Annotated in this window: 16 protein-coding genes; 9 read left to right on the plus strand and 7 right to left on the minus strand. The window is 67.1% G+C overall.

What is annotated here, in order from left to right; translation table 11 throughout:
* Positions 1 to 86: 86 nt before the first annotated feature.
* Positions 87 to 1,112: an EF-P beta-lysylation protein EpmB gene (gene epmB / locus ACILRJ_RS09455; RefSeq protein WP_395682719.1), complete on the minus strand. Its 1,026-nt coding sequence runs from the start codon at positions 1,110 to 1,112 to the stop codon at positions 87 to 89.
* A 141-nt stretch (positions 1,113 to 1,253) separates the two neighbouring features.
* On the opposite strand from epmB, the gene efp reads away from it, so the two are divergent.
* From efp to ACILRJ_RS09490, 7 genes are all read left to right on the plus strand, one after another.
* On the plus strand, positions 1,254 to 1,820 hold the full coding sequence (gene efp, locus ACILRJ_RS09460) for an elongation factor P (protein ID WP_395682721.1): 567 nt from the start codon (positions 1,254 to 1,256) through the stop codon (positions 1,818 to 1,820).
* 150 nt (positions 1,821 to 1,970) lie between these two features.
* A complete protein-coding gene (locus ACILRJ_RS09465) occupies positions 1,971 to 3,296 on the plus strand; it encodes a TRZ/ATZ family hydrolase (protein WP_395682723.1) in 1,326 nt (441 codons plus the stop codon).
* 175 nt (positions 3,297 to 3,471) lie between these two features.
* Positions 3,472 to 4,176: a bifunctional 2-polyprenyl-6-hydroxyphenol methylase/3-demethylubiquinol 3-O-methyltransferase UbiG gene (gene ubiG, locus ACILRJ_RS09470; RefSeq protein WP_395682725.1), complete on the plus strand. Its 705-nt coding sequence runs from the start codon at positions 3,472 to 3,474 to the stop codon at positions 4,174 to 4,176.
* Positions 4,173 to 4,838, plus strand: coding sequence for an HAD family hydrolase (locus ACILRJ_RS09475; protein WP_395682727.1), 666 nt, complete (start codon positions 4,173 to 4,175; stop codon positions 4,836 to 4,838). The genes ubiG and ACILRJ_RS09475 overlap by 4 nt, the downstream gene beginning before the upstream one ends.
* Positions 4,839 to 4,846: 8 nt before the next feature.
* Complete coding sequence (locus ACILRJ_RS09480) at positions 4,847 to 5,848, plus strand: phytoene synthase (RefSeq protein WP_395682729.1); 1,002 nt, start codon at positions 4,847 to 4,849, stop codon at positions 5,846 to 5,848.
* Between the two features lie 55 nt (positions 5,849 to 5,903).
* Positions 5,904 to 6,845 carry a GTP cyclohydrolase FolE2 gene (gene folE2, locus ACILRJ_RS09485; protein WP_395682731.1) on the plus strand — a complete coding sequence of 314 codons (942 nt, stop codon included), beginning with the start codon at positions 5,904 to 5,906 and terminating at the stop codon, positions 6,843 to 6,845.
* A gap of 350 nt (positions 6,846 to 7,195) precedes the next feature.
* Positions 7,196 to 7,510, plus strand: a complete 315-nt coding sequence (locus tag ACILRJ_RS09490; protein WP_395682733.1) for a hypothetical protein — start codon at positions 7,196 to 7,198, stop codon at positions 7,508 to 7,510.
* Between the two features lie 46 nt (positions 7,511 to 7,556).
* Here ACILRJ_RS09490 and ACILRJ_RS09495 read toward each other — a convergent pair whose 3' ends face one another.
* The 3 genes from ACILRJ_RS09495 to ACILRJ_RS09505 all read right to left on the minus strand — a co-directional run bounded on the left by ACILRJ_RS09495 (position 7,557) and on the right by ACILRJ_RS09505 (position 12,019).
* Positions 7,557 to 9,443, minus strand: coding sequence for a DUF3857 domain-containing protein (locus tag ACILRJ_RS09495; protein WP_395682735.1), 1,887 nt, complete (start codon positions 9,441 to 9,443; stop codon positions 7,557 to 7,559).
* 166 nt (positions 9,444 to 9,609) lie between these two features.
* Positions 9,610 to 10,872, minus strand: coding sequence for a M12 family metallo-peptidase (locus ACILRJ_RS09500; protein WP_395682737.1), 1,263 nt, complete (start codon positions 10,870 to 10,872; stop codon positions 9,610 to 9,612).
* 325 nt (positions 10,873 to 11,197) lie between these two features.
* Positions 11,198 to 12,019 carry an MBL fold metallo-hydrolase gene (locus ACILRJ_RS09505; RefSeq protein ID WP_395682739.1) on the minus strand — a complete coding sequence of 274 codons (822 nt, stop codon included), beginning with the start codon at positions 12,017 to 12,019 and terminating at the stop codon, positions 11,198 to 11,200.
* A 125-nt stretch (positions 12,020 to 12,144) separates the two neighbouring features.
* Here ACILRJ_RS09505 and ACILRJ_RS09510 point away from each other — a divergent pair, with 125 nt between their 5' ends.
* Positions 12,145 to 13,032: a LysR family transcriptional regulator gene (locus ACILRJ_RS09510; protein WP_395682741.1), complete on the plus strand. Its 888-nt coding sequence runs from the start codon at positions 12,145 to 12,147 to the stop codon at positions 13,030 to 13,032.
* A 133-nt stretch (positions 13,033 to 13,165) separates the two neighbouring features.
* Here ACILRJ_RS09510 and ACILRJ_RS09515 read toward each other — a convergent pair whose 3' ends face one another.
* The 3 genes from ACILRJ_RS09515 to ACILRJ_RS09525 all read right to left on the minus strand — a co-directional run bounded on the left by ACILRJ_RS09515 (position 13,166) and on the right by ACILRJ_RS09525 (position 16,851).
* Positions 13,166 to 13,909 (minus strand): SH3 domain-containing protein, encoded by a 744-nt coding sequence (locus ACILRJ_RS09515; protein ID WP_395682743.1) that lies wholly within the window; start codon positions 13,907 to 13,909, stop codon positions 13,166 to 13,168.
* Positions 13,910 to 14,120: 211 nt separating this feature from the next.
* Positions 14,121 to 14,630, minus strand: a complete 510-nt coding sequence (locus ACILRJ_RS09520; RefSeq protein WP_395682745.1) for a hypothetical protein — start codon at positions 14,628 to 14,630, stop codon at positions 14,121 to 14,123.
* A 385-nt stretch (positions 14,631 to 15,015) separates the two neighbouring features.
* Positions 15,016 to 16,851, minus strand: coding sequence for a DUF885 domain-containing protein (locus tag ACILRJ_RS09525; RefSeq protein WP_395682747.1), 1,836 nt, complete (start codon positions 16,849 to 16,851; stop codon positions 15,016 to 15,018).
* Positions 16,852 to 17,078: 227 nt separating this feature from the next.
* On the opposite strand from ACILRJ_RS09525, the gene ACILRJ_RS09530 reads away from it, so the two are divergent.
* Positions 17,079 to 19,154, plus strand: a complete 2,076-nt coding sequence (locus ACILRJ_RS09530; RefSeq protein WP_395682749.1) for a prolyl oligopeptidase family serine peptidase — start codon at positions 17,079 to 17,081, stop codon at positions 19,152 to 19,154.
* The last annotated feature ends 58 nt before the right edge of the window (positions 19,155 to 19,212 follow it).

Consider the following 19,212-nt stretch of genomic DNA (forward strand, 5'->3'; position numbering starts at 1 on the left):
GCCGATATTTACCGGATTCGCGCGGTCTTTTCCATGGGCCGTTCGGCGGTATCGGCGCGTGCCGAGCGTTCGACGGCAGGTTCGGGTCAGCCGACCGGGGGTGGGGCGAGGATCGGTTCCTTGTACGGGGCACCCGCCGTTTCGCGCACGAGGCGCGGCACCAGATAGCCCGGCAGGCGCTGGCGCAGCGTCTGCATGAGCCCGAGCGCGACCGCGGCGGTCACCTCGAAATGTGCGGCGCCCGCGACCCGATCGAGCTGATGCAGGTAGTAGGGCAGCACGCCGGCCTCGAACAGGCGCTCGGACAGCGCGGCGAGCACGTCGGCATCGTCATTGACCCGGCGCAGCAGCACCGACTGGTTGAGCACGGTCGCGCCGGCGTCGCGCAGGGCCATGCATGCGGCGCCGACCTGCGCGTCGATCTCGCGCGGATGGTTCGCGTGCACGACCACGACGCGCTGCAAGGGCAGCGCGGCGAACCAGTCGAGGAACTCGCCGTCGATGCGCTCGGGCAGGACCACCGGCAGGCGCGTGTGGATGCGCAGGCGGCGGATATGCGGCAGGTCCGCCAGCGCGGCGGTCAGTTCGGCGAGCTTCGGCGTCGACAGCGACAGCGGGTCGCCGCCGGACAGGATCAACTCGGAGATCGAGTGGTCGTCGCGCAGATGGTCGAGCGCACCCTGCCAGCGGTTCGCGGCCGCGGTCTCCTCGGCATAGGGAAAATGCCGGCGGAAGCAGTAACGGCAATTGACCGCGCACGAGCCGGTCGCGATCAGCAGCGCGCGACCGTCGTACTTGTGCAGCACGCCGTGCGCGGCGCGCGCGGCGAGGTCGCCGACCGCGTCGCGCCCGAAGCCAGGCACCTCGCCGAGTTCGGCTGCCTGCGGCAGCACCTGCAGCAGCAGTGGGTCGGCAGGGTCGCCAGCGCGCATGCGCGCGACGAAGCCGCGCGGCACGCGCACGCTGAAACCGGTATCGGCGTCGGGCAGCAGGGCGGCGGCGTGGGCGGACAGGCCGAGCAGGTCGAGCAGCTCGTGCGGGTCGGTCACCGCCTCGCGCCACAGCTGCTGCCAGCGCACGGGCTGCGCCGCCGGCCGGTTAGCAGGTATCATGGGGGGATAGGTCCGGTACGCTGGCCACGGAACCGCTCATTCTAGCCGTTTTCGTGCAGCGACTCCCGGGCGGCGAGCGCGGAATCCCCGCGAACACCCGCGCCAGGACGGACCTCCCGAAATCACACCAGGAGTTTCCGCATGGCCAGCTATGGCATGAACGACGTGAAGAACGGCCAGAAGATCATCGTGGACGGCTACCCGTGCACGATCGTCGACACCGAATACGTCAAGCCCGGCAAGGGCCAGGCCTTCACGCGCGTGAAGTACCGCAATCTCAAGACCGGTCGCACGGTCGAAATGACCATGAAGTCGACCGACTCGGTCGATGCCGCCGACGTCATGGACACCGACATGGAGTTCCTCTACTCAGACGGCGAGTTCTGGCACTTCATGGACCCGTCGACGCACGACCAGATCGCCGCCGATGCGAATGCGATGGCCGATGCATCGAAGTGGCTGAAGGGCAACGAGGTCTGCATCATGACGTTGTGGAACGGTGCGCCGCTGCTGGTGACGCCGCCGATCTTCGTCGAACTCGAGATCGCCGAAACCGACCCGGGCGTTCGCGGTGACACCTCCGGCGGTGGCGGCAAGCCGGCCAAGCTCGAGACCGGTGCGGTCGTGCGCGTGCCGCTGTTCGTGAGCCAGGGCGAGAAGATCAAGGTCGACACGCGTTCCGGCGAGTACATGTCGCGCGTGAAGTGATTTGCAGCAAGAAATTCGCGCAGCGAATTTTTGCGTCGCGAATCGATCCCCCCGGCGAAAGCCGGGGTCCAGTGTGTCTGAAATGGATTCGCAGCAGATCCGGTCGGGGCGCGAGGCGCTGGGTCCCGGCCTGCGCCGGGACGACGAACGATGAGTGAAACGCCGCATCCCATCGACCTCCTCATCGAAGCCCGCTGGATCGTCCCGGTCGAACCGCGCGGCGTCGTGCTGGAACAGCACGCGGTCGCGATCGACGGCGAGCGCATCGTCGCGCTGCTGCCGATCGCCGATGCACGCGCACGCTACGCGCCGCGCGAACGCGTCGTGCTCGACGAACACGCGCTGATCCCCGGCCTCGTCAACGCGCACGTGCACAACCCGATGACGCTGATGCGCGGGCTCGCCGACGACCTGCCGCTGATGCGCTGGCTGCAGGAGCACATCTGGCCGGCCGAAGCGAAGGCGATCGGTCCCGAGTTCGTGCGCGATGGCATCGAACTCGCGGTGGCCGAGATGCTGCGCGGCGGCACCACCTGCTGCAACGAGAACTATTTCTTCCCCGACGTGCAGGCGGCGACCTACCGCCGCCTCGGCTTCCGCGCGATGGTCGGCCTGCCGGTGATCGAATTCCCGAGCGCATGGGCCGCGACGCGCGACGAATACTTCGACAAGGGCCTAGCGGTCCATGACGAATTCCGCGGCGAGGCGCTGCTCGGCACGAGCTTCGCGCCGCACGCGCCGTACACCGTGTCGGACGAGAGCTTCGAGCGCATCCACCTGTTGTCCGACCAGCTCGACCTGCCGGTGCACCTGCACCTGCACGAGACGGCGCATGAAGTCGAGGACGCCCGGCGCGATCGCGGGGCGCGTCCGTTCGCGCGCATGCAGGCGCTCGGTCTCGTCAACGAACGCCTGATCGCGGTGCACATGACGCAGCTCACCGATGCCGAGATCGCCGCCTGCGCGGAAGCCGGTGTCGCGGTGGTGCATTGCCCCGAATCGAACCTCAAGCTCGCCTCGGGTTTCTGCCCGGCCGAGAAACTTCGCCGCGCCGGCGTGCGGCTCGCGCTCGGCACCGACGGCTGCGCCAGCAACAACGACCTCGACATGTTCGGCGAGATGCGCACCGCGGCCCTGCTCGCGAAGGCAGTCGCCGAAGACGCGAGCGCCCTCGATGCGGCGAGTGCGCTGCACGCGGCGACGCTCGGCGGCGCGCAGGCGCTCGGCTGGAGCGAGCGCATCGGCAGCATCGAGGCCGGCAAGCAGGCCGATCTCGCCGCGATCCGCCTCGATGAGATCGAAACGCAGCCGCTCTACAACGTCATTTCACAGATCGTCTACGCCACCGGCCGCCAGCAGGTCAGCGACGTGTGGGTGGCCGGCATGCGCAAATTGCGCGAGCGCGTGCTGTCCGATCTGGATGTGGCGGAGTTGCGCGAGAAGGCGCGGCGCTGGCGCGAGCGATTGGCGGGTTGACGTGACGCACCGTTCAACGCAGTGCCTGTGGCAGAGGGTGTGCATCGCTTTGAAGCCCTCTCCTTCAAGGGGAGGGTTGGGTGGAAATGGTGTGGAGCGGCAACCAGGAAAGAGCATCGCGGCTTCCGCCGCTCCCACACAAGCAGGGCGTGCGTGACTGCTACGGAGTGCTGCAATGACGACCACCAACGTCAATCGTGCTGAAACCGCCAAGTTCGACCGCCTCGCCGCGCGCTGGTGGGACCCGGACGGCGAGTCGCGCCCGCTGCATGACCTCAATCCCGTGCGGTTCGGCTACATCGCCGAACGCGCGACGCTGAAGTCTGCACGCGCACTCGATGTCGGTTGCGGCGGCGGCATCCTCAGCGAATCGCTCGCGCGCGCCGGTGCGGACGTTACCGCGATCGATCTCGCGCCGGCGGTGCTCGACGTGGCACGGCTGCACCTGTACGAGAGCAACTTGAAGGTCGACTACCGCGACATCGCGGTCGAGCAACTCGCCGCGCAGATGCCCGGTGCGTTCGACGTCGTCACCTGCATGGAGATGCTCGAACACGTGCCCGATCCGGCGAGCGTGGTCCGCGCCTGCGCGACGCTGCTGAAACCAGGCGGCAAGCTGTTCCTGTCCACGCTCAACCGCACGCCGCTCGCGTTCGGCGCGGCGATCCTCGGCGCCGAGCACGTGCTGCGCCTGCTGCCGCGCGGCACGCACCAGTACCAGCAGTTCCTGAAACCAAGCGAAATCGCATCGGCACTGCGCGCCAGCGGACTCACCCTCGACGATCTTTCCGGCATCACCTACAACCCGTTCACGCGCTCGGCGCGCCTGACGCCAAGCGTCGCGGTGAACTACCTCGCCTGCGCGACGAAGCGCGCATGAGGCTCGCGCAGGCGCCGCGCGCCGTCTTTTTCGACCTCGACGGCACGCTCGTCGATTCCGCGCCGGACCTGATCGCGGCGGTCAAGGCGCTGTGCGTCGAACTCGGCGCGCCACTGCCGGACGCAGACATCGTACGCGGCGTCGTTTCCGCCGGAGGTCGCGCGATGCTGCGCAAGGGCCTGCCCGGCGCGGATGACGCCATGATCGACCAGTGGCTGCCACGGTTCCTCGATCTGTATTCGGTCGCCATGACCGTGCACACGAAGCTCTATGATGGCATCGCCGAGGTGCTGGAGCGTCTGGCCGCGCGGGATGTCGCCTGGGGCATCGTCACCAACAAGCCGGGCTGGCTTGCGCGACCGATGCTGGAGCAGATGGGTTTCCATCGCAGTGCGGTTGCACTGGTGACTGGCGACTGCCTGCCGGTACGCAAGCCCGATCCCGCGCCCGTGCGCTTCGCCTGCGAGAAGGCCGGCGTCGATCCCGCGCACGCGGTCATGATCGGCGACGACCTGCGCGATGTCGTGTCCGGCCGCGATGCCGGCACGCGCACGATCGCCGCCGGTTGGGGCTATCTCGACGGCGGCGATCCGCATGCATGGGGTGCGGATCTCGTCATCGACGATCCGCGCGCGCTGATCGCCGCGCTCGCGCTCGACTGAGCGGCACGATGCACGAACACGAAGATCATCACGTGCACGAGGGCAGCCACGGCCATGCGGATCGCCACGGCGAGGCGCCGCTGGCGAGTTTCGAGGCGAAATGGGCGGCCGCCTATCCCGAACTCGCGCTCGCGCTGACATTCGTGCCGGTCGACCGCCGCACCGCGCACGGCGCGTTCGCATGCATCCGCCATGAGCTCGAGCATGCCGCCTATGGCATCCGCGAAGCGCAGCCGGCTGCGCTGAAACTGCAATGGTGGGCGGAGGAGTTCGCGCGCGCGCGCAGTGGCGAGCCACGCCATCCGCTCACGCGGGCGCTTGCCGTCGATGCGCGCTTCGCCGACGTCGCGCTTGAGCAATGGCATGCGGCCGTCATCGGCGCGCATGCGCAGCGCGACCCGGAGCCCGCATCCGACACCGCCACGCTGCTGCGCGGCTACGAGGCTTTGCAGGCCCCGCTCGCACGCATCGAGTCGAAGCTGTTCGGTCCGCTCGACGCCGCCGTGCTCGCACGCATCCGCGCGGTGTCGCGCGCGCTGCGCGAAGCCGCAACGCTCGGCGACGCGCTGCGCGACGGGCGCCTGCCGCTGCCGCTGGACCTGCTCGCACGCCACCGCCTCGCGCGCGGCGACCTCGCGCACGACACGCCCGCGCGCCGCGACGCGTTGCGCGACGGATTGCGCGCGCTGCGGGCCGCCACCGACGTGCTCGCCTGGCGCGACGCCGGCGTACCCGGCGCGGCCACCGCGTCGGCGGATCGCTGGCGCCTCGCGCAGGCCGCCGCCGCGGCCGATCCCGCGACCGCGCTGCCGCCATTGCTCGGTCGCCTTCCGCTGCGCACGACGCTCGCCTGCTGGCGCGCCGCGCGCGTGAGAGCCGAAGCCGCGATGCTTTTGGGGGGCTGCGGGCGGGAAAGCATCGCGGCTTCCGCCGCTCCCACACCGCAACCCGATAGCGATTCGCCGCTGTTTTGCGGCCACCGGTACCGACGCCCCAAGGTAAACTGTTGAACCCGCTGCGCACGGCCACCATGTGGCTGGCGTAGCGCCAGCCGCAGGAATCCGCATGTCCTCACCGACCAGCCCGCAGCGCACGCTGCCCGATGTCGCGACCGAAACGCGCCCCGACCAGGCCGGCGCGCTCGACGGCGTTGGCATGGAACGCATCGAGATGCCGGTCCTGCTGGTCGCGCCGGACGGCGTCGCGCAACGCGCCAGCGCGCGCATTGACGCGTTCGTGAACCTCGCGCGCGAGGACCGCCGCGGCATCCACATGTCGCGCCTGTACCTGCACCTCGACCGGCACCTGTCGGCCGAACCGCTGACGCCGGCGAGCCTGCGTCGCTGCCTGCGTGACTTCCTCGAATCGCATGCAGACCTCTCGGACCGCGCATGGCTGCGCGTTGGCTTCGACCATCTCGTGCGCCGGCCCGCGCTCGCGAGCGCGAACAGCGGCTGGCGTTCGTACCCGGTCGAAGTGCGCGCGTCACTCGAAGGCCAGCGCTTCGAACTCGAACTCGCGCTCGACGTGCAGTACTCGAGCACGTGTCCGGCATCTGCCGCGCTCGCGCGCCAGCTCGTGCAGGATCGATTCGCGGAAGATTTTCCCGCGGGCCGCGCGCTCGATCGCGACGCGGTGCATGCGTGGCTCGGCAGCAGCGATGGCATCGTCGCGACCCCGCACGCTCAGCGCAGCACCGCGCAGGTGCGCGTGAAGCTCGCGACCGGCGCCGATCTTCCGATCACCGAACTCATCGATGCGCTGGAAACCGCCCTGGCGACGCCGGTGCAGACCGCGGTCAAGCGCGAGGACGAACAGGCGTTCGCGCTCGCGAACGGACAGAACCTCATGTTCTGCGAAGATGCCGCGCGCCGCCTTCGCCAGGTGCTCGACGCCGACGCGCGCATCATCGACTGGTGGCTGCGCGCCGCGCACCACGAGAGCCTGCATCCGCACGATGCCGTCGCGCTCGCCACCAAGGGCGTCGCCGGCGGCTATCGGGCCTGACTAGGCGGCAGCACGCGCGTGCCGCGAATCGCTGTCGCGGCTGCGCCGCTCCTGCCGGAAGTTCAGTCGAAGCCGTCGGCGAAGATGAGATCGCTGATGCTGCCGGATTCGAAAAACGAGACGCGCTCCCACATCTCGGTCAGGAAGCCCGATGTACAGACCCTTGGGATGGCCGACGAATTCGGCGGGGCGTGCGTGCGTCAGGGCAGCGGTCGACATGCAGGGTCCGGCGGAAGCGTGCGCCGGAATATGGCCAGCGGTTCCTGTCGGCAAGCCCGCATTCTTGCAGTCGAGCCGGGCCCGGACTACGGTGGCGTCGCCGCCGCCGCGGCCCACACGAGGGGGATCCCATGCTGCGTTCCGCCACGCTCGCCCTGTCGCTCGCGCTGTTCGGCTCGGTCGCCGTTGCCGACGAAGTGCCCATCCCGCAAGGCTACGCCAGCCTGCAGGGCATGTTCACGTCGATGCGCGGACACCACGTGCAGATCGTCGCGGGCCGCGACAGCGTCGATGTCTCGGTCGACACCGTCGGCGGCGATCACTTCTGCGGCCGCTCCGCGCGCAGCACCGTCTGCATGCCGTACACCTCGGTGCTGTTCGTCGAGATGGTCAAGCCGGACCACGATCGCGTGCATGTGCGCGCGGACGCATCGCCGGCGCGCTGAGCGGTTTCACTGGCAAACGAACACGCGTTCGCCGGCCCCGCGCCGTCTATTTGTAGACGACCTGCGCGCGCTGGTCCTGCGAGACCTTGCGTGCGAACGCCTTCAGCGCGCGCGTGTCGTCCGGCGTGCAGACCACGCCTGGCGTCTTGTCCTCGAACACGCGCCGCACCGTGAGCACGTTGCCGCGCAGCTTGTAGGTCGCGCTGTAGGACAGGTTCCCGCTTTCGATCTTCGCGTCGTCGGGCGTCGCCAGCATCTTCATGCCGCGCGGGAACGTGTATTCGTATTCCTCGATGGAAGCGCCGCTGGAGCACGTCGTGTCGTGCTCGCCCTCCGCATCGATGTCCGCGACCGCTGCGCCGAGGAAGCTCGCGATCGGGCGCTGGCTGAAGAGCACCGGAGAGACGCGGAATGCGCCGGGTCCGGGCACGTTGAGCACGTCCTTGACGTCGAACGTCGCGCTGTAGCGGTATTGCGCGACGAGTGCCTTGGCGTCATCGCGCTGCAGCTTGCCGCTGCCGATCTGGCCCTGGCCCTGGAAGTAGTTCTTCATCACGTCTTCCTCGTATTCGCGGGACATGTCCCGGAACGCGGATCGCGCGGAGAGCGCATATGCGCCCTCGAGCAGGACCGAACTCTCGCCCTGCAGGGAGCCGTCCGCTTGCACGCGCACGGTGGTCTTCAGCGTCTGGCGGTTCGAGCCCACTGGCTGCGACGGCGTGGACGCATCCTTCTCGCCGCCGACCACCAGCACCGGTTTCCCGCGATCGGAGAACGGCAGCATGCCGAACGGCGTTGAGTTCGACGTCGCATCGAGGTAGATGTCGAGTCGCGGGATGTAGTTGATGACATGGTTGACGGTCGACACGACCGGTATCTTCGGCAGGCGATACGTACTGCCGGCGTTGATCAGCGCTTGCGTGCTCGCGATGCCGCGCGCCGCGAGCAGCGCCTGCAGCAGCGTCGCATGGTCCTTGCAGTCGCCCATGCGATTGTCGAGGATGAAATCCGTGTCGTGGGGTACCACGGCGCCGAGCCCGACGCAGTTGCCGGCGTAGCTGAGGTTCACGGCGACCCATTCGTAGAGCAACCGAGCGACCTCGCGAGGATCTTTTTCGGTGCCGACGATTTCATCCGCCTTCGCCTGGACACGCGGCGTGATCACCGCCTTCGGCATCGCGCTCGCGCCATACGCCTCGGCGATGTCGCGATAGGATCGGAACGTCGAGAACGCGAAACCCGGTTGCGACTCGACGTCGACCACTGACCAGTCCGTGCGCTTTTCCTTCGGAGGATCCGGGTTTTCGAGCGTCCATTCGAGTCGATGGCGCCCCTTCTCCACGTCGTCGCGCACGGTCTTCATCCCGCGCGCCTCGTACTGCGCCCACAGCGACGTCGGCGCATCGATCTTCACGTCCACGTGGTCGTAGGCCTGCGAGCGCCAGTACACCTGCGACACGGAGAAATGGTTCGGGAACATTGGTTGCGACGCCGTAAGGCGATACGACAGCACGACGGTATCGCCGGCTGCGACGTCGGGGAAAACCACGGTCGTCGTCGTTCGATCGGAAAAGACCGGCGAATCCGCACCCTGGCCTGTGTTGGTCTCGACCTGGAAGTTCGCCTTCGGCGCGTCGATGCGTCGTCCGTCGGGCTTGAGCGTGTAGGCCGCCTTGATTTCGGCCTTCTGGATGCTCGTGCTGTAGGACACGTCGGCGGTCTTGGCGTTCGCGACGGCGCGTTCCTTGAGGACGACCATCGCCCACTCGCAGTCTTCAACGTACGAACCGTCGGGCCGGATCGTGTAGGACACGTCGTAGCGCTTCATCCTCGAGTCGAGGTCGCGCTCGCCGGCGTCACCCTCGGCAAGCGCTGCGCGGGCGACCGCGAACGCGGCAAGGATCGTGATCGCGGATGCCGTGCGCTTGTACATGTTCGAATCCTTCAGGCTGCTGGCGTCGATGCCTCGTGCCTGATCCTAGGATGGTTTTGGACGAGGCGCCAACGCCGGCATGATCCGGTGCCGTCCTATCGGCATGTTGCGAGCAGGTCTACGATCGCACACCCGGGCATCCGTGCCCGGGTGCCGATGGTTCACGTCAGCGGAATGCCGCCACCGTCGCCGCGGTGTTGTTGAGCACGCGGTGGTTGTCGCTGCGCGTGGTCGTGCCCATCGCGTGGCCGCCGTAGGTGATGCCCGGGTTCGACCAGTAGTTGAGGCGCGTGCAGCCGCTCGTGCAGTCGTAGGCCATGATCGTGCGCCAGCCGCCGGCGGAATACTGGTAGCCGTGGCCGTACTTGTACGGCGTGTTGGTCGGATCGTTGGTCGGATCGTGGCGCGCCGCCTGCAGGTGGCCGATCTCGTGCGCGAACGAGTAGTAGCCGGTCGCGCAGTCCCAGTACACCTCGGCGAAGGCGGTCGTCGCGGTCGCCTTGATCGCGGAGGCGAGGCCGCAATACGCGGTGTTCGTCACCAGCAGCACGCCGACATCCGCGGCGGAGCTGTTGCGCTGCGAGTGGATGCCGTCCATGTAGCCGTCCGAGGTGCCGCGATAGCGCGTGAGGTCGGTATCGAAGTTGCCGGTCTCGCTGTAGGTCACCTGCGACGACGTCGCCAGTTGCATCGTGATCGCGACGCCGCTGTTGGCGTAACCCTGGTTGGATTCCGCAACGGCGAGATTGATGAGCCCGGCGACGTCGCCGACCTGCGACGCGACGCCCTGCGTGTAGTTCACCATCACGCGGATCGTCGTGTTGGCGGTGATCGCGTCGGGTGCGGTTGCCTCGACGTCGAGCGCCTTCGACTGCTCGAACAGCTTGCGGTACGCGAGCGGCGGATGGTCCGGCGGCATTGCCGACGCGTCCACTTCGACGATTGCGGTGCGGCCGTCGTGCAACGGGCGGATCGCGTACAGCTGGCCGAGGATGCGCACGTTGCCGGTGAGCTTGCCGTCGTGTACCACGAGCGTGGCGTCGTTCATCGGATCGTTCGCGACTTCGTTCGGCCCGAACGCCGCGCGCGAGGTCGCGAAGCTCGCGACGGTGCCGTGCCACACGAGCGAGCCGTCCTCGCTGCGATAGGACGACACGCGTTGCAGCGGCACGTCGAGCGCGCCGCCGAAGTCGAGGTTGAGCAGGACGCTGTCGGTGCCCTCGTCGAGCTGCGCGGTGTCGGCCGTCACGAGCTGCATCGCATGCGTCGACGGGCGCGATGTCAGCGCCTGCCAGGCGGTGTCCGTTTCCGGCGCTTTCATCACCATCGGCACCGGCGAAAACAGCGCCGGCGCCGCGAAGGCGGATCCGAACGGTGCGACGACGAGTGCCCCGGCGATCCAGCGCGCGAGTTGCGTGGAGTGCTTCATGAGTGTGAGTCCCTCTCAGGTAATGCCGACGCCACGCGCGAGTCCACCCCCAGGTTGGTGGCGCTCGGCGGTTGGTGCGACGAGCGGACCCGCATCCCCACCGCCGATCTTCGGCGCGCACGGCCGCGAAAGGGGCGACGCAGTGCACGTTTCTGGACAATGGGGGAAAGTGGAATGCATAGCGTGGTCGCGCAGGAACTGGATCACACTCGATCCTGGTGCCAGCCGGTTTCGGCCGCCCGGCCGATGGGCGCGGGATCATCGGCCTCCGTCGGATCGAATGGGGGTGGCGCCAGCCCGGGCTCGGACGAATAGCGTAGCCTCTCTAGCCCCATTTCATTTCGCCAAGGGCGACCTTGGCGCCGATTTCGAGCGCCACATCCATGCCGGCATTGGGGTAGCGCTTCTTCATGGCGGCAATCAGCATCGCGCTGTCGGCAGCCTTGGCGCGCGCTTCTTCGAATGCGAGAAGGTATTCGCGCGTATCGGAAATGGCTGACGCATCCGTCGGCGCATTCTCAGCGGCATGTCCCGCCACCACGATGCGTGGCTTGCGCGCAGCCATCGCGTCCAGGTTCTTGACCCACGCGGCTCGCTGCTCCGCGGTCGCGGTGTCAGCGGTCCACACGTGCACGCCCGAAAAAACCAACACCCCACCGAAGATCGCTTCGAGCTCCGGCACCCACAGATAGCGCCGATTGGCCAGGTTATCGGCCTCGATGATTTCAATCGCCGCACCATCGACGCTCAGTGAAGGATCATCCATCGCCACGATCTTCACCACGTCGGAAAGCGTCTGTGGACCATTGTCATTGAGCTGAGGCCCCCACACGTCGAGCTTCTTCTGCACGCTGGCGTTGATCGCGGACACGACGGCAGAGGCTGCCAAAATTGGCACGTGTGGAAAGGCGGCGCGCACCGCGCCGAGGCTGAAGTAGTAGTCGGGATCGCTTTGACTGACGTACACGGCTTTCAGGCTCCTGCCGGCCGCTGCGATCGCATCGGCGATCGCCTTGCCATCGGACAGCGTGAAACCTCCGTCGACGAGGAGCGCCTGCGTCGCACCCAGCAGAAGCACCGGAGCGCGGAAAAATCCGCTCGGACCGGCGGGAAAATGTCGCCATGTGAGTCGGGGATCCGGGGTCATGCTTCTTCCTCCATCCGAAGGCCGCGGATGCGGCGGACGGGAAGGCTAGTGGTTTCCCATTGATTGATATGCAGCCTAAACTGCAATGCATTGTTGCTCGCATCGAACGAATAGGAGTGCCGTGCATGGACCGCATTCTTGCCGCACAGGTCTTTGTCAGCATCGCCGAGCGCGGCAGCCTCAGCGGTGCGGCTGAATTGCTGGACATGTCACGGGCGATGGTCACGCGCTATCTGGCGGAAATGGAGGACTGGTCCGGCGCTCGCCTGTTTCACCGCACCACCCGTCGCATCAATCTCACGGCGGCCGGCGAAGCGACGCTGATTCGCTGTCGCGAAATGCTCGCGCTTGCGGAACAAGTGCCGGTGGTTGGCGATTCCTTGACGGACGAGCCGCGGGGAATCTTGCGCATTGCGTGCTCGCAGTCGCTGGCGCAAGCCTCGCTCGCCGCCGCCGTAACGGCGTATTTGCAGCGCTACCCGCGTACCTCGATCGATCTTCAGATCGACAACAGGGCGGTGAACCTGGTCGAGGAACGCATCGACCTGGCGATCCGCATCACCAACCAACTTGCCCCTGGCATGATCGCGCGCAATCTGGGCAAATGCGCCTCGATCGTCTGCGCCGCGCCCGCCTATCTGAAGGCATGCGGCATCCCCAAGCGCGCCGAAGACCTCAGCCAGCACAACTGCCTGACTTACGCTTATTTCGGCAAGAGCCTGTGGCACTTCGAGCGCGCCGGCAAGGCGATCAGCGTGCCCGTCGGCGGCAACCTGAGCGCGAATGATTCAATGGTGCTGCTGCGAGCCGCCGTCGAAGGGGCGGGCATCGTGATGCAACCGGTGTTTTCCGCAGAGCCCCTCATCAAGAACAAGAAGCTCGTCGCGCTGTTGCCGCAGTACAAGCCGCAGACCTTGGCCATCCACGGGCTCTACATCTCCCGCCAACATCAGCCGGCAATCTTGCGCACGATGCTGGATTTTCTGGTGAAGTGGTTTGCAGCGTCGGCCTGAGGGACGCCAGCCGCGTCATGGCGTCGGTCGCACGATTTAATGGCGGCGTTGCACCCATGGGCGGAGGCAGATAGGGCCAGGCGACGCGAAGCGCCGCCCTGACGTTCCAGGCAATCGCCAACGCTAGTCGGCATCAGCGGCGATCGTGATCCCGCCCGTGATCGGCGCGGCCGTCACGGTCGTTGTGGTCGCCATGGTCGCCCTGATTGCCCTGGTTGCCGCGATTGCCGTTGCCGTGCGAGTCGGAGTTTTGATGCGGGGTGGATCCGTGTCCGTACTCGCTGTTGCCATGATGGGCGTTGCCATACGACACGTGGGACGGTCCGCGCGGGATATGCGGGGCGACGTAGCCGGGGTTCGGGCCGTGTCCGTAGTTTCCGTGTCCGTAGTTGTTGCCGTGGACGACGTTGTGTCCGCCGTAGCCGCCATGGCCGTAGCCGCCATGCCAGCCCGGCGGGCGCGGCGGTGCGCGATGCACGAAGTGGCGGTTTTCCCAGCGGTTGCGGTCGCGGGACCAGCTGCGGCCGTTGTAGTGGTTCGACCAGTAGGTGCCGAGTGCGAACGCGACGATCGGGATGCCGATGCGCGCGCCGTAGTCGGCGACGTAGACACGCTCGCCGTCGTAGTCCTGTTGCAGGAAGGTGCCCGCGACCCAGCCGCGGTCGGGTCCGGCGACGACGTCGCACCATTCCCATCCGTCGATGCAACCCTGCACGGATACTTCGACGCCGGGGGGCAGCATCGTGATCGCGGGGTAGTCGACGTCGGGTCCGGCACGCAGGTTGACGTTCGCGGTCACGTAGCCGTCGTAGGCGTGCGCGGCGATCGGCGCGAACAGGGTGAAGCAGGCCGTCGCGAGCCAGGTGCGGGTGTTCATGGTGCGGTCCCCCAGTGGTCGATGGGACCATCATTGCGCGTATTGCGCAGGGAAAACCGTGCGGGGGTTTTGGCGTCTATCGGGGGTTCATGCTCGAGCTGTCACCTCTCCCGAACGATGTCGCGCGCTTCCCCTCACCCCAGCCCTCTCCCGCAAGCGGGAGAGGGGGAACTGTGGGCGCGCCACACGCGCGGGTGACGGGAACGCGGTGTCAATCGATATCGAACGACTGCAGCTCGACCGGTACCGTTCCTGCCGGGCCGAAAGCGACGTTGTCGAAATAGGTGTCCCCGCCGCAGCTGAGTCCGCAATGGTAGCCGCCGAGCTCGATGGAAACGCTTTGCGCCCCTGCGGGCGCAACGAACGTCGCGCCGACCTTGTGCCAGGCAGCACCGCCTCCGGGTGCAAGGTCCGGATAATTGGGGAAATCGATCGCTACTCCGCCGCATGCCGCTGCGCTCATCCAGACGACATGAGCGAAGCCGTTGGGACTTGGTAGCGACGGGTTCACCGGAACGTACTTCGTCCACAGCGTCAGGTCATAGGAACTTCCGCCGGTCACGTCGATGCAATTGGAGATCAGCGTCTCATCCTGGTGCGACGTGATGCTGCCTGATGCCGGGTTTCCGCAGCAGTCCTCGGCAACCCACTGCGCTGCGCCTACCGGCCAGCCGGAGTAGTCGGTATCAAACGTGGGGTTGGCGATGAGGTTCTGCGCCATGGCCGGTGCGGCGCCAAGAGCGAGAAGTCCGAGGATGAGCGCGCGGATGCCAGATCGCTTCATGTGTCGTCTCCGTCGAGCCGCGCGAGGGGTTGGACCGCGGCATTCGCGTGAGCATACACGCGGGCAAGGCGGCGCAGGACTGAGCTGCACGGTTCGTTCATGCACCGTTGGCCAGCAGTCAGCTCAGTGGCAGCGCTTGACGGCGCGATGCTCTTCGCCCCTGATACGAGGCGAGGCTCGCCCGCTGTGGGAGCGCCGGACGGCGCGATGCTCCCCGGCGAAGGAAGCAAAAAGCATCGCGACTTCCGTCGCTCCCAAAAAAATGCAACATGTCGCGACATACGTCGCTCCGCAGGCAAACGACGCGGTCGCGATATGTGCGCTACTTCCTGTCGCGCTGCGCCGGCACGAACACTTCGCGGACGGCCTTGGCGAGCTGGTCGGGTGGCAGCAGGCCCTGGTCGAGCAGGAAGTTGTTGTAGGCCATGCGGTCGAACTTCGCGCCGAGCGCGAGTTCGGTTTCCATGCGCAGTTCAATGATGCGGCTGTAGCCGTAGAAGTACGCACCGGCCTGGCCGGGTGCGTTGAACGTGTAGCGGTCCAGTTCCTGGCGCGCCATCGGTTCGGACAGGCAGACGTCCTGCATCAGCACCTGGTTGGCGCGTTCGCGATCGATCATGCCGAGGTTGAGCATCGGGTCGAGCATCGCGCGCGCGGCGCGCATCAGGCGCAACTGCAGCGCGATCAGCTGGCCGTCGATCGGTTCGTACGGGACCATCTCGGCTTCGGCGTACAGCGCCCAGCCTTCGACGTTGACGCTGTTGAACGCGAACAGCGTGCGCGCGACGGAGATGCCGCGCTCGACCATCGCGGTGAACTGCAGTTCGTGGCCGGGGCGGCCTTCGTGCGCGGTCAGCGTCCACGCGCCGGCTTCGTAGGTGAAGTCGTCGTAGCTGGCGCTCTTGCCGTCCTTGCCCGCGGAGGCGGGATTGCCGAGCGGCAGCACGAACTGGCCCTGCTGGCCGGTGTTGCCGATCAGCGGAGCGGGCAGGAAGTGCGGTGCGGGCTGCGCGGCGGATTCGGCGGGGGACGCGAGGCGCATGACCATCGGGCGGTTCGGCAGGTCGACGACGCGGTGCGCGCCGATCTGCTTCTCGAGCTCGGGCATGACCGTGTTGCGGTAGTAGCCCTCGACCGCATCCTTGTTGAGCTGCTTCTTCTTGAGCTCGCGGATGACGTCGCGGTAGTCGTCGGCCTTGATGCCCTTCGCTTTCGCGACGAGCGGCGCGAGCTGCTGCATCGCGTTGCGCGTTTCCATGAACTCGAGCTGCGCGCGCTGGATGAGTTCCTGCGGCGTGATGTCGATGCCGGTCTGCTTCAACTGGAACGCATACAGCTCGGGCGGCAGGCGCGTATCCTCGCGCGCGGCCGGCAGCACGGTGCTGCGCATCCAGTCGGCGTAGTCCTTCATCTGCGTGTCGAGCGCGGCGAGCGCGTCGTCGGCGCCGGCGATCTTGTACTTGACGAACAGCTCGCGGATGCCCTTGCTGTACGTGTCGGCGTTGCGCAGCGCCTGCTCGACCGCGGCCTTGGTCGGCTTGAGCAGCGCGGGGTTGGCGAGGCCTTCCTCGTAGCGCTGGCGCGCGAGCGTGGTGATCGGTGTCGTGCCCTTGGTGATGCCGACATACGCCTTGAGGCGATCGAGCGCCTTCGGGCGACGCGCGGGATCGACCTGGTCCTGCAGCAGGCCCTGTTCGCCCTGGAACATGAGCTGGCCGACGTCGGCGAACTGCAGCAGCAGCTTCTCGTTCAACTCGCTGCCTTCGATCTGCTGGTCGGCGGCACGCATGAGAATGCCGATGTCCTGGCGGACGTTCGGGTTTTCCTCGGTCTTGAGTTCCTTCTCAAGCGTGCCCTTCGCGCCGCGGATCGCCGCGCGCTGGCGTTCGCCGTTGTTCGGGCCGAGGTCGGCGACGCGATCGTCGTAGCCGGGGACGCCGAAGAACGAGGCGAATTCGGGCGCGAATTCGGCCTGCACCTTGAGCAGCGGCTGCGTGACTTCGTTGCTGCGGGTCACCCACGCGGGTGTCGCGGCCAATGGCGTGTTGGTGGCGCCTTTGGGCGCCTTGCCCGCCTTGGTGTCGGCGGCGTAGACGGCGGGCGTGGCGATCGCCAGGCACGCGAGTGCGCAGGCGCTGGACAGGAGCAGGCGACGCATGGGGTTCTCCTAGAAGATGGACAGGGGCTGATCGGAACGGGAGGGCGGATCGGGACGCGCGCCCCCTGGCACGACGATGGTGCGCCGCATTGCGCACCGACATGCCACGCTAACCCGCCGACCCGGCGCAGCCATGTGCACATCGTCACAGTCCGGCGCGCGCAGTTGGCCGCGAAGGGCGCAGGCCGTACCATCGGCGATCCGCCTTGTCCGCACCGGAGAGATCGATGAAGTCCGTCCTTGCCGCGGCGATCGCCGCGGTTGCCGCCCTGCCAGCCGCGGCGTCCGCGGCGTCGCATCCGTTCGACGTGCACGACCTCGTCATGATGAATCGCGCGAGCGATCCCGTCTTGTCGCCGGATGGCCGCAGCATCGCGTATGGCCTGCGCGAAACCGACTACGACGCGAACAAGGGCAAGAACAGCCTCTGGACCGTGCCGTACGGAGGCGGCAACCCGCAACGCCTCACCGACCAGGCGCTCAACGCGAGCAGCGCGCGCTGGTCGCACGACGGCAAGGCGATCTACTTCCTCGCGCCGAAGGACGGCACGAGCCAGCTCTGGCGGATCGAGGCGAAGGGCGGCACGGCGACGCAGGCGACCACGCTCGCGCTCGACGTCAACAACTTCAAGCTGTCACCCGATGGCCAGCACGTGCTGCTGTCGATCGACGTGTTCAATGCCTGTGCGGACGACGCCGACGTGCTCGCCTGCACGCAAAAGAAGCTCGATACGCGCAAGGCCGACAAGGCGAGCGGCACGTTGTACGACTCGATCTTCGTGCGCCATTGGGACTCGTGGTCCGACGGGCGTCGTTCGCAGTTGTTCATCGCCGACCTCGGCGCGGACGGCAAGCCGGGCAAGCTCGATCTGCTCAGCAAGGGGATCGACGGCGACGTGCCGTCCAAGCCGTTCGGCGACGACAGCGAGTACGCGTTCTCGGCCGACGGCAAGACCGTGTATTTCAATGCGCGCATCGCCGGCAAGGGCGAGCCGTGGTCGACCAACTTCGACATCTACTCGGTGCCCGCGCACGGGCCGTACGTAGCGAAGAACCTGACCGCGGACAACCCCGCGTGGGACGGCTATCCGCTGCCGTCCGCCGACGGCAAGACGCTGTACTGGCTCGCGATGAAGCGCCCCGGGTTCGAGGCGGACCGCTTCGGCATCTGGGCGCTCGACCTCGCCAGCGGTGCAAAGCGCGAAGTCGATCCGCAGTGGGATCGTTCCGCGTCGGGCCTGAAGGAATCGACCGACGGCAAGACGCTCTACACCGCCAGCGACGACTGGGGTGACCATGCGCTGTTCGGCATCGACGTGAAGACCGGCAAGGCGAAGAAGCTCGTCGCCAGCGGCAGCATCGCCTCGTTCGATGTCGGCGCAAAGGGCCTCGTGCTCGCGCGCAACGACTTCAAGCACCCGAACGACATCTACACCGCGAATGCGAATGGCGGCAGCCTCAAGCAGGTCACGCGCGTGAACGCGGAGCGCCTGCGCGACATACGCTTCGGCGACAGCGAGTTCTTCACGTTCAAGGGTTACGGCGGCGACACCGTGCAGGGCTACGTGACCAAGCCGGTCAACTACAAGTCCGGCAAGAAGTATCCGGTCGCGTTCATCGTGCACGGCGGCCCGCAGGGCGCGATGACGAACGACTTCCACTACCGCTGGAATCCGCAGACGTACGCGGGCCAGGGCTTCGCGGTCGTCACGATCAACTTCCACGGTTCCACCGGCTACGGCCAGGCGTTCACCGACAAGATCTCGGGCGACTGGGGCGGCGCGCCGCTCGATGACCTCAAGGCCGGCTGGGCCGCGGCGCAGCAGAAGTATTCCTTCCTCGACGGCAACCGTGCCTGCGCGCTTGGCGCTTCGTACGGCGGTTACATGATGTACTGGATGGCCGGCGTGTGGAACGAGCCGTGGAAGTGCATCGTCGCGCACGACGGCGTGTTCGACAGCCGCATGATGAGCTACTCGACCGAGGAACTGTGGTTCGACGAGTGGGAGCATGCGGGCAAGACCCAGTTCGACGATCCGGCCGGTTACGAGAAGTACAACCCGGTCAACCACGTCAAGGACTGGCGCGTGCCGATGCTCGTCGTGCACAGCGACCAGGACTTCCGCATCCCGCTCGAACAGGGCCTCGCCGCGTTCACCGCGTTGCAGCGCCGCGGCATCCCGAGCCAGTTCCTGCGCTTCCCGGACGAGAACCACTGGATCCTCAAGCCGCACAACAGCGTGCTGTGGCACGACACGGTGAATGCGTGGCTCAAGCAGTGGACTGCGCCCGCCGCGAAGTGAATCCGCCGATGGCGTAGGGAAGGTTGTCGCCTCTCCCGCTTGCGGGAGAGGCCGCGCC

The sequence above is a fragment of the Dokdonella sp. genome (assembly GCF_044227025.1).
Lineage (GTDB): Bacteria > Pseudomonadota > Gammaproteobacteria > Xanthomonadales > Rhodanobacteraceae > Dokdonella_A.

What these genes read in the sequence shown, in the direction of transcription:
- ACILRJ_RS09475 (WP_395682727.1), top strand. Translation starts at nt 4,173, where the DNA reads ATGAGGCTCGCGCAGGCGCCGCGCGCCGTCTTTTTCGACCTCGACGGC.
- ACILRJ_RS09465 (WP_395682723.1), top strand. Translation starts at nt 1,971, where the DNA reads ATGAGTGAAACGCCGCATCCCATCGACCTCCTCATCGAAGCCCGCTGG.
- ACILRJ_RS09495 (WP_395682735.1), bottom strand. Translation starts at nt 9,443, where the DNA reads ATGTACAAGCGCACGGCATCCGCGATCACGATCCTTGCCGCGTTCGCG.
- ubiG (WP_395682725.1), top strand. Translation starts at nt 3,472, where the DNA reads ATGACGACCACCAACGTCAATCGTGCTGAAACCGCCAAGTTCGACCGC.
- ACILRJ_RS09510 (WP_395682741.1), top strand. Translation starts at nt 12,145, where the DNA reads ATGGACCGCATTCTTGCCGCACAGGTCTTTGTCAGCATCGCCGAGCGC.
- ACILRJ_RS09490 (WP_395682733.1), top strand. Translation starts at nt 7,196, where the DNA reads ATGCTGCGTTCCGCCACGCTCGCCCTGTCGCTCGCGCTGTTCGGCTCG.
- ACILRJ_RS09480 (WP_395682729.1), top strand. Translation starts at nt 4,847, where the DNA reads ATGCACGAACACGAAGATCATCACGTGCACGAGGGCAGCCACGGCCAT.
- ACILRJ_RS09525 (WP_395682747.1), bottom strand. Translation starts at nt 16,851, where the DNA reads ATGCGTCGCCTGCTCCTGTCCAGCGCCTGCGCACTCGCGTGCCTGGCG.
- ACILRJ_RS09515 (WP_395682743.1), bottom strand. Translation starts at nt 13,909, where the DNA reads ATGAACACCCGCACCTGGCTCGCGACGGCCTGCTTCACCCTGTTCGCG.
- efp (WP_395682721.1), top strand. Translation starts at nt 1,254, where the DNA reads ATGGCCAGCTATGGCATGAACGACGTGAAGAACGGCCAGAAGATCATC.
- ACILRJ_RS09530 (WP_395682749.1), top strand. Translation starts at nt 17,079, where the DNA reads ATGAAGTCCGTCCTTGCCGCGGCGATCGCCGCGGTTGCCGCCCTGCCA.
- epmB (WP_395682719.1), bottom strand. Translation starts at nt 1,112, where the DNA reads ATGATACCTGCTAACCGGCCGGCGGCGCAGCCCGTGCGCTGGCAGCAG.
- ACILRJ_RS09500 (WP_395682737.1), bottom strand. Translation starts at nt 10,872, where the DNA reads ATGAAGCACTCCACGCAACTCGCGCGCTGGATCGCCGGGGCACTCGTC.
- folE2 (WP_395682731.1), top strand. Translation starts at nt 5,904, where the DNA reads ATGTCCTCACCGACCAGCCCGCAGCGCACGCTGCCCGATGTCGCGACC.
- ACILRJ_RS09505 (WP_395682739.1), bottom strand. Translation starts at nt 12,019, where the DNA reads ATGACCCCGGATCCCCGACTCACATGGCGACATTTTCCCGCCGGTCCG.
- ACILRJ_RS09520 (WP_395682745.1), bottom strand. Translation starts at nt 14,630, where the DNA reads ATGGCGCAGAACCTCATCGCCAACCCCACGTTTGATACCGACTACTCC.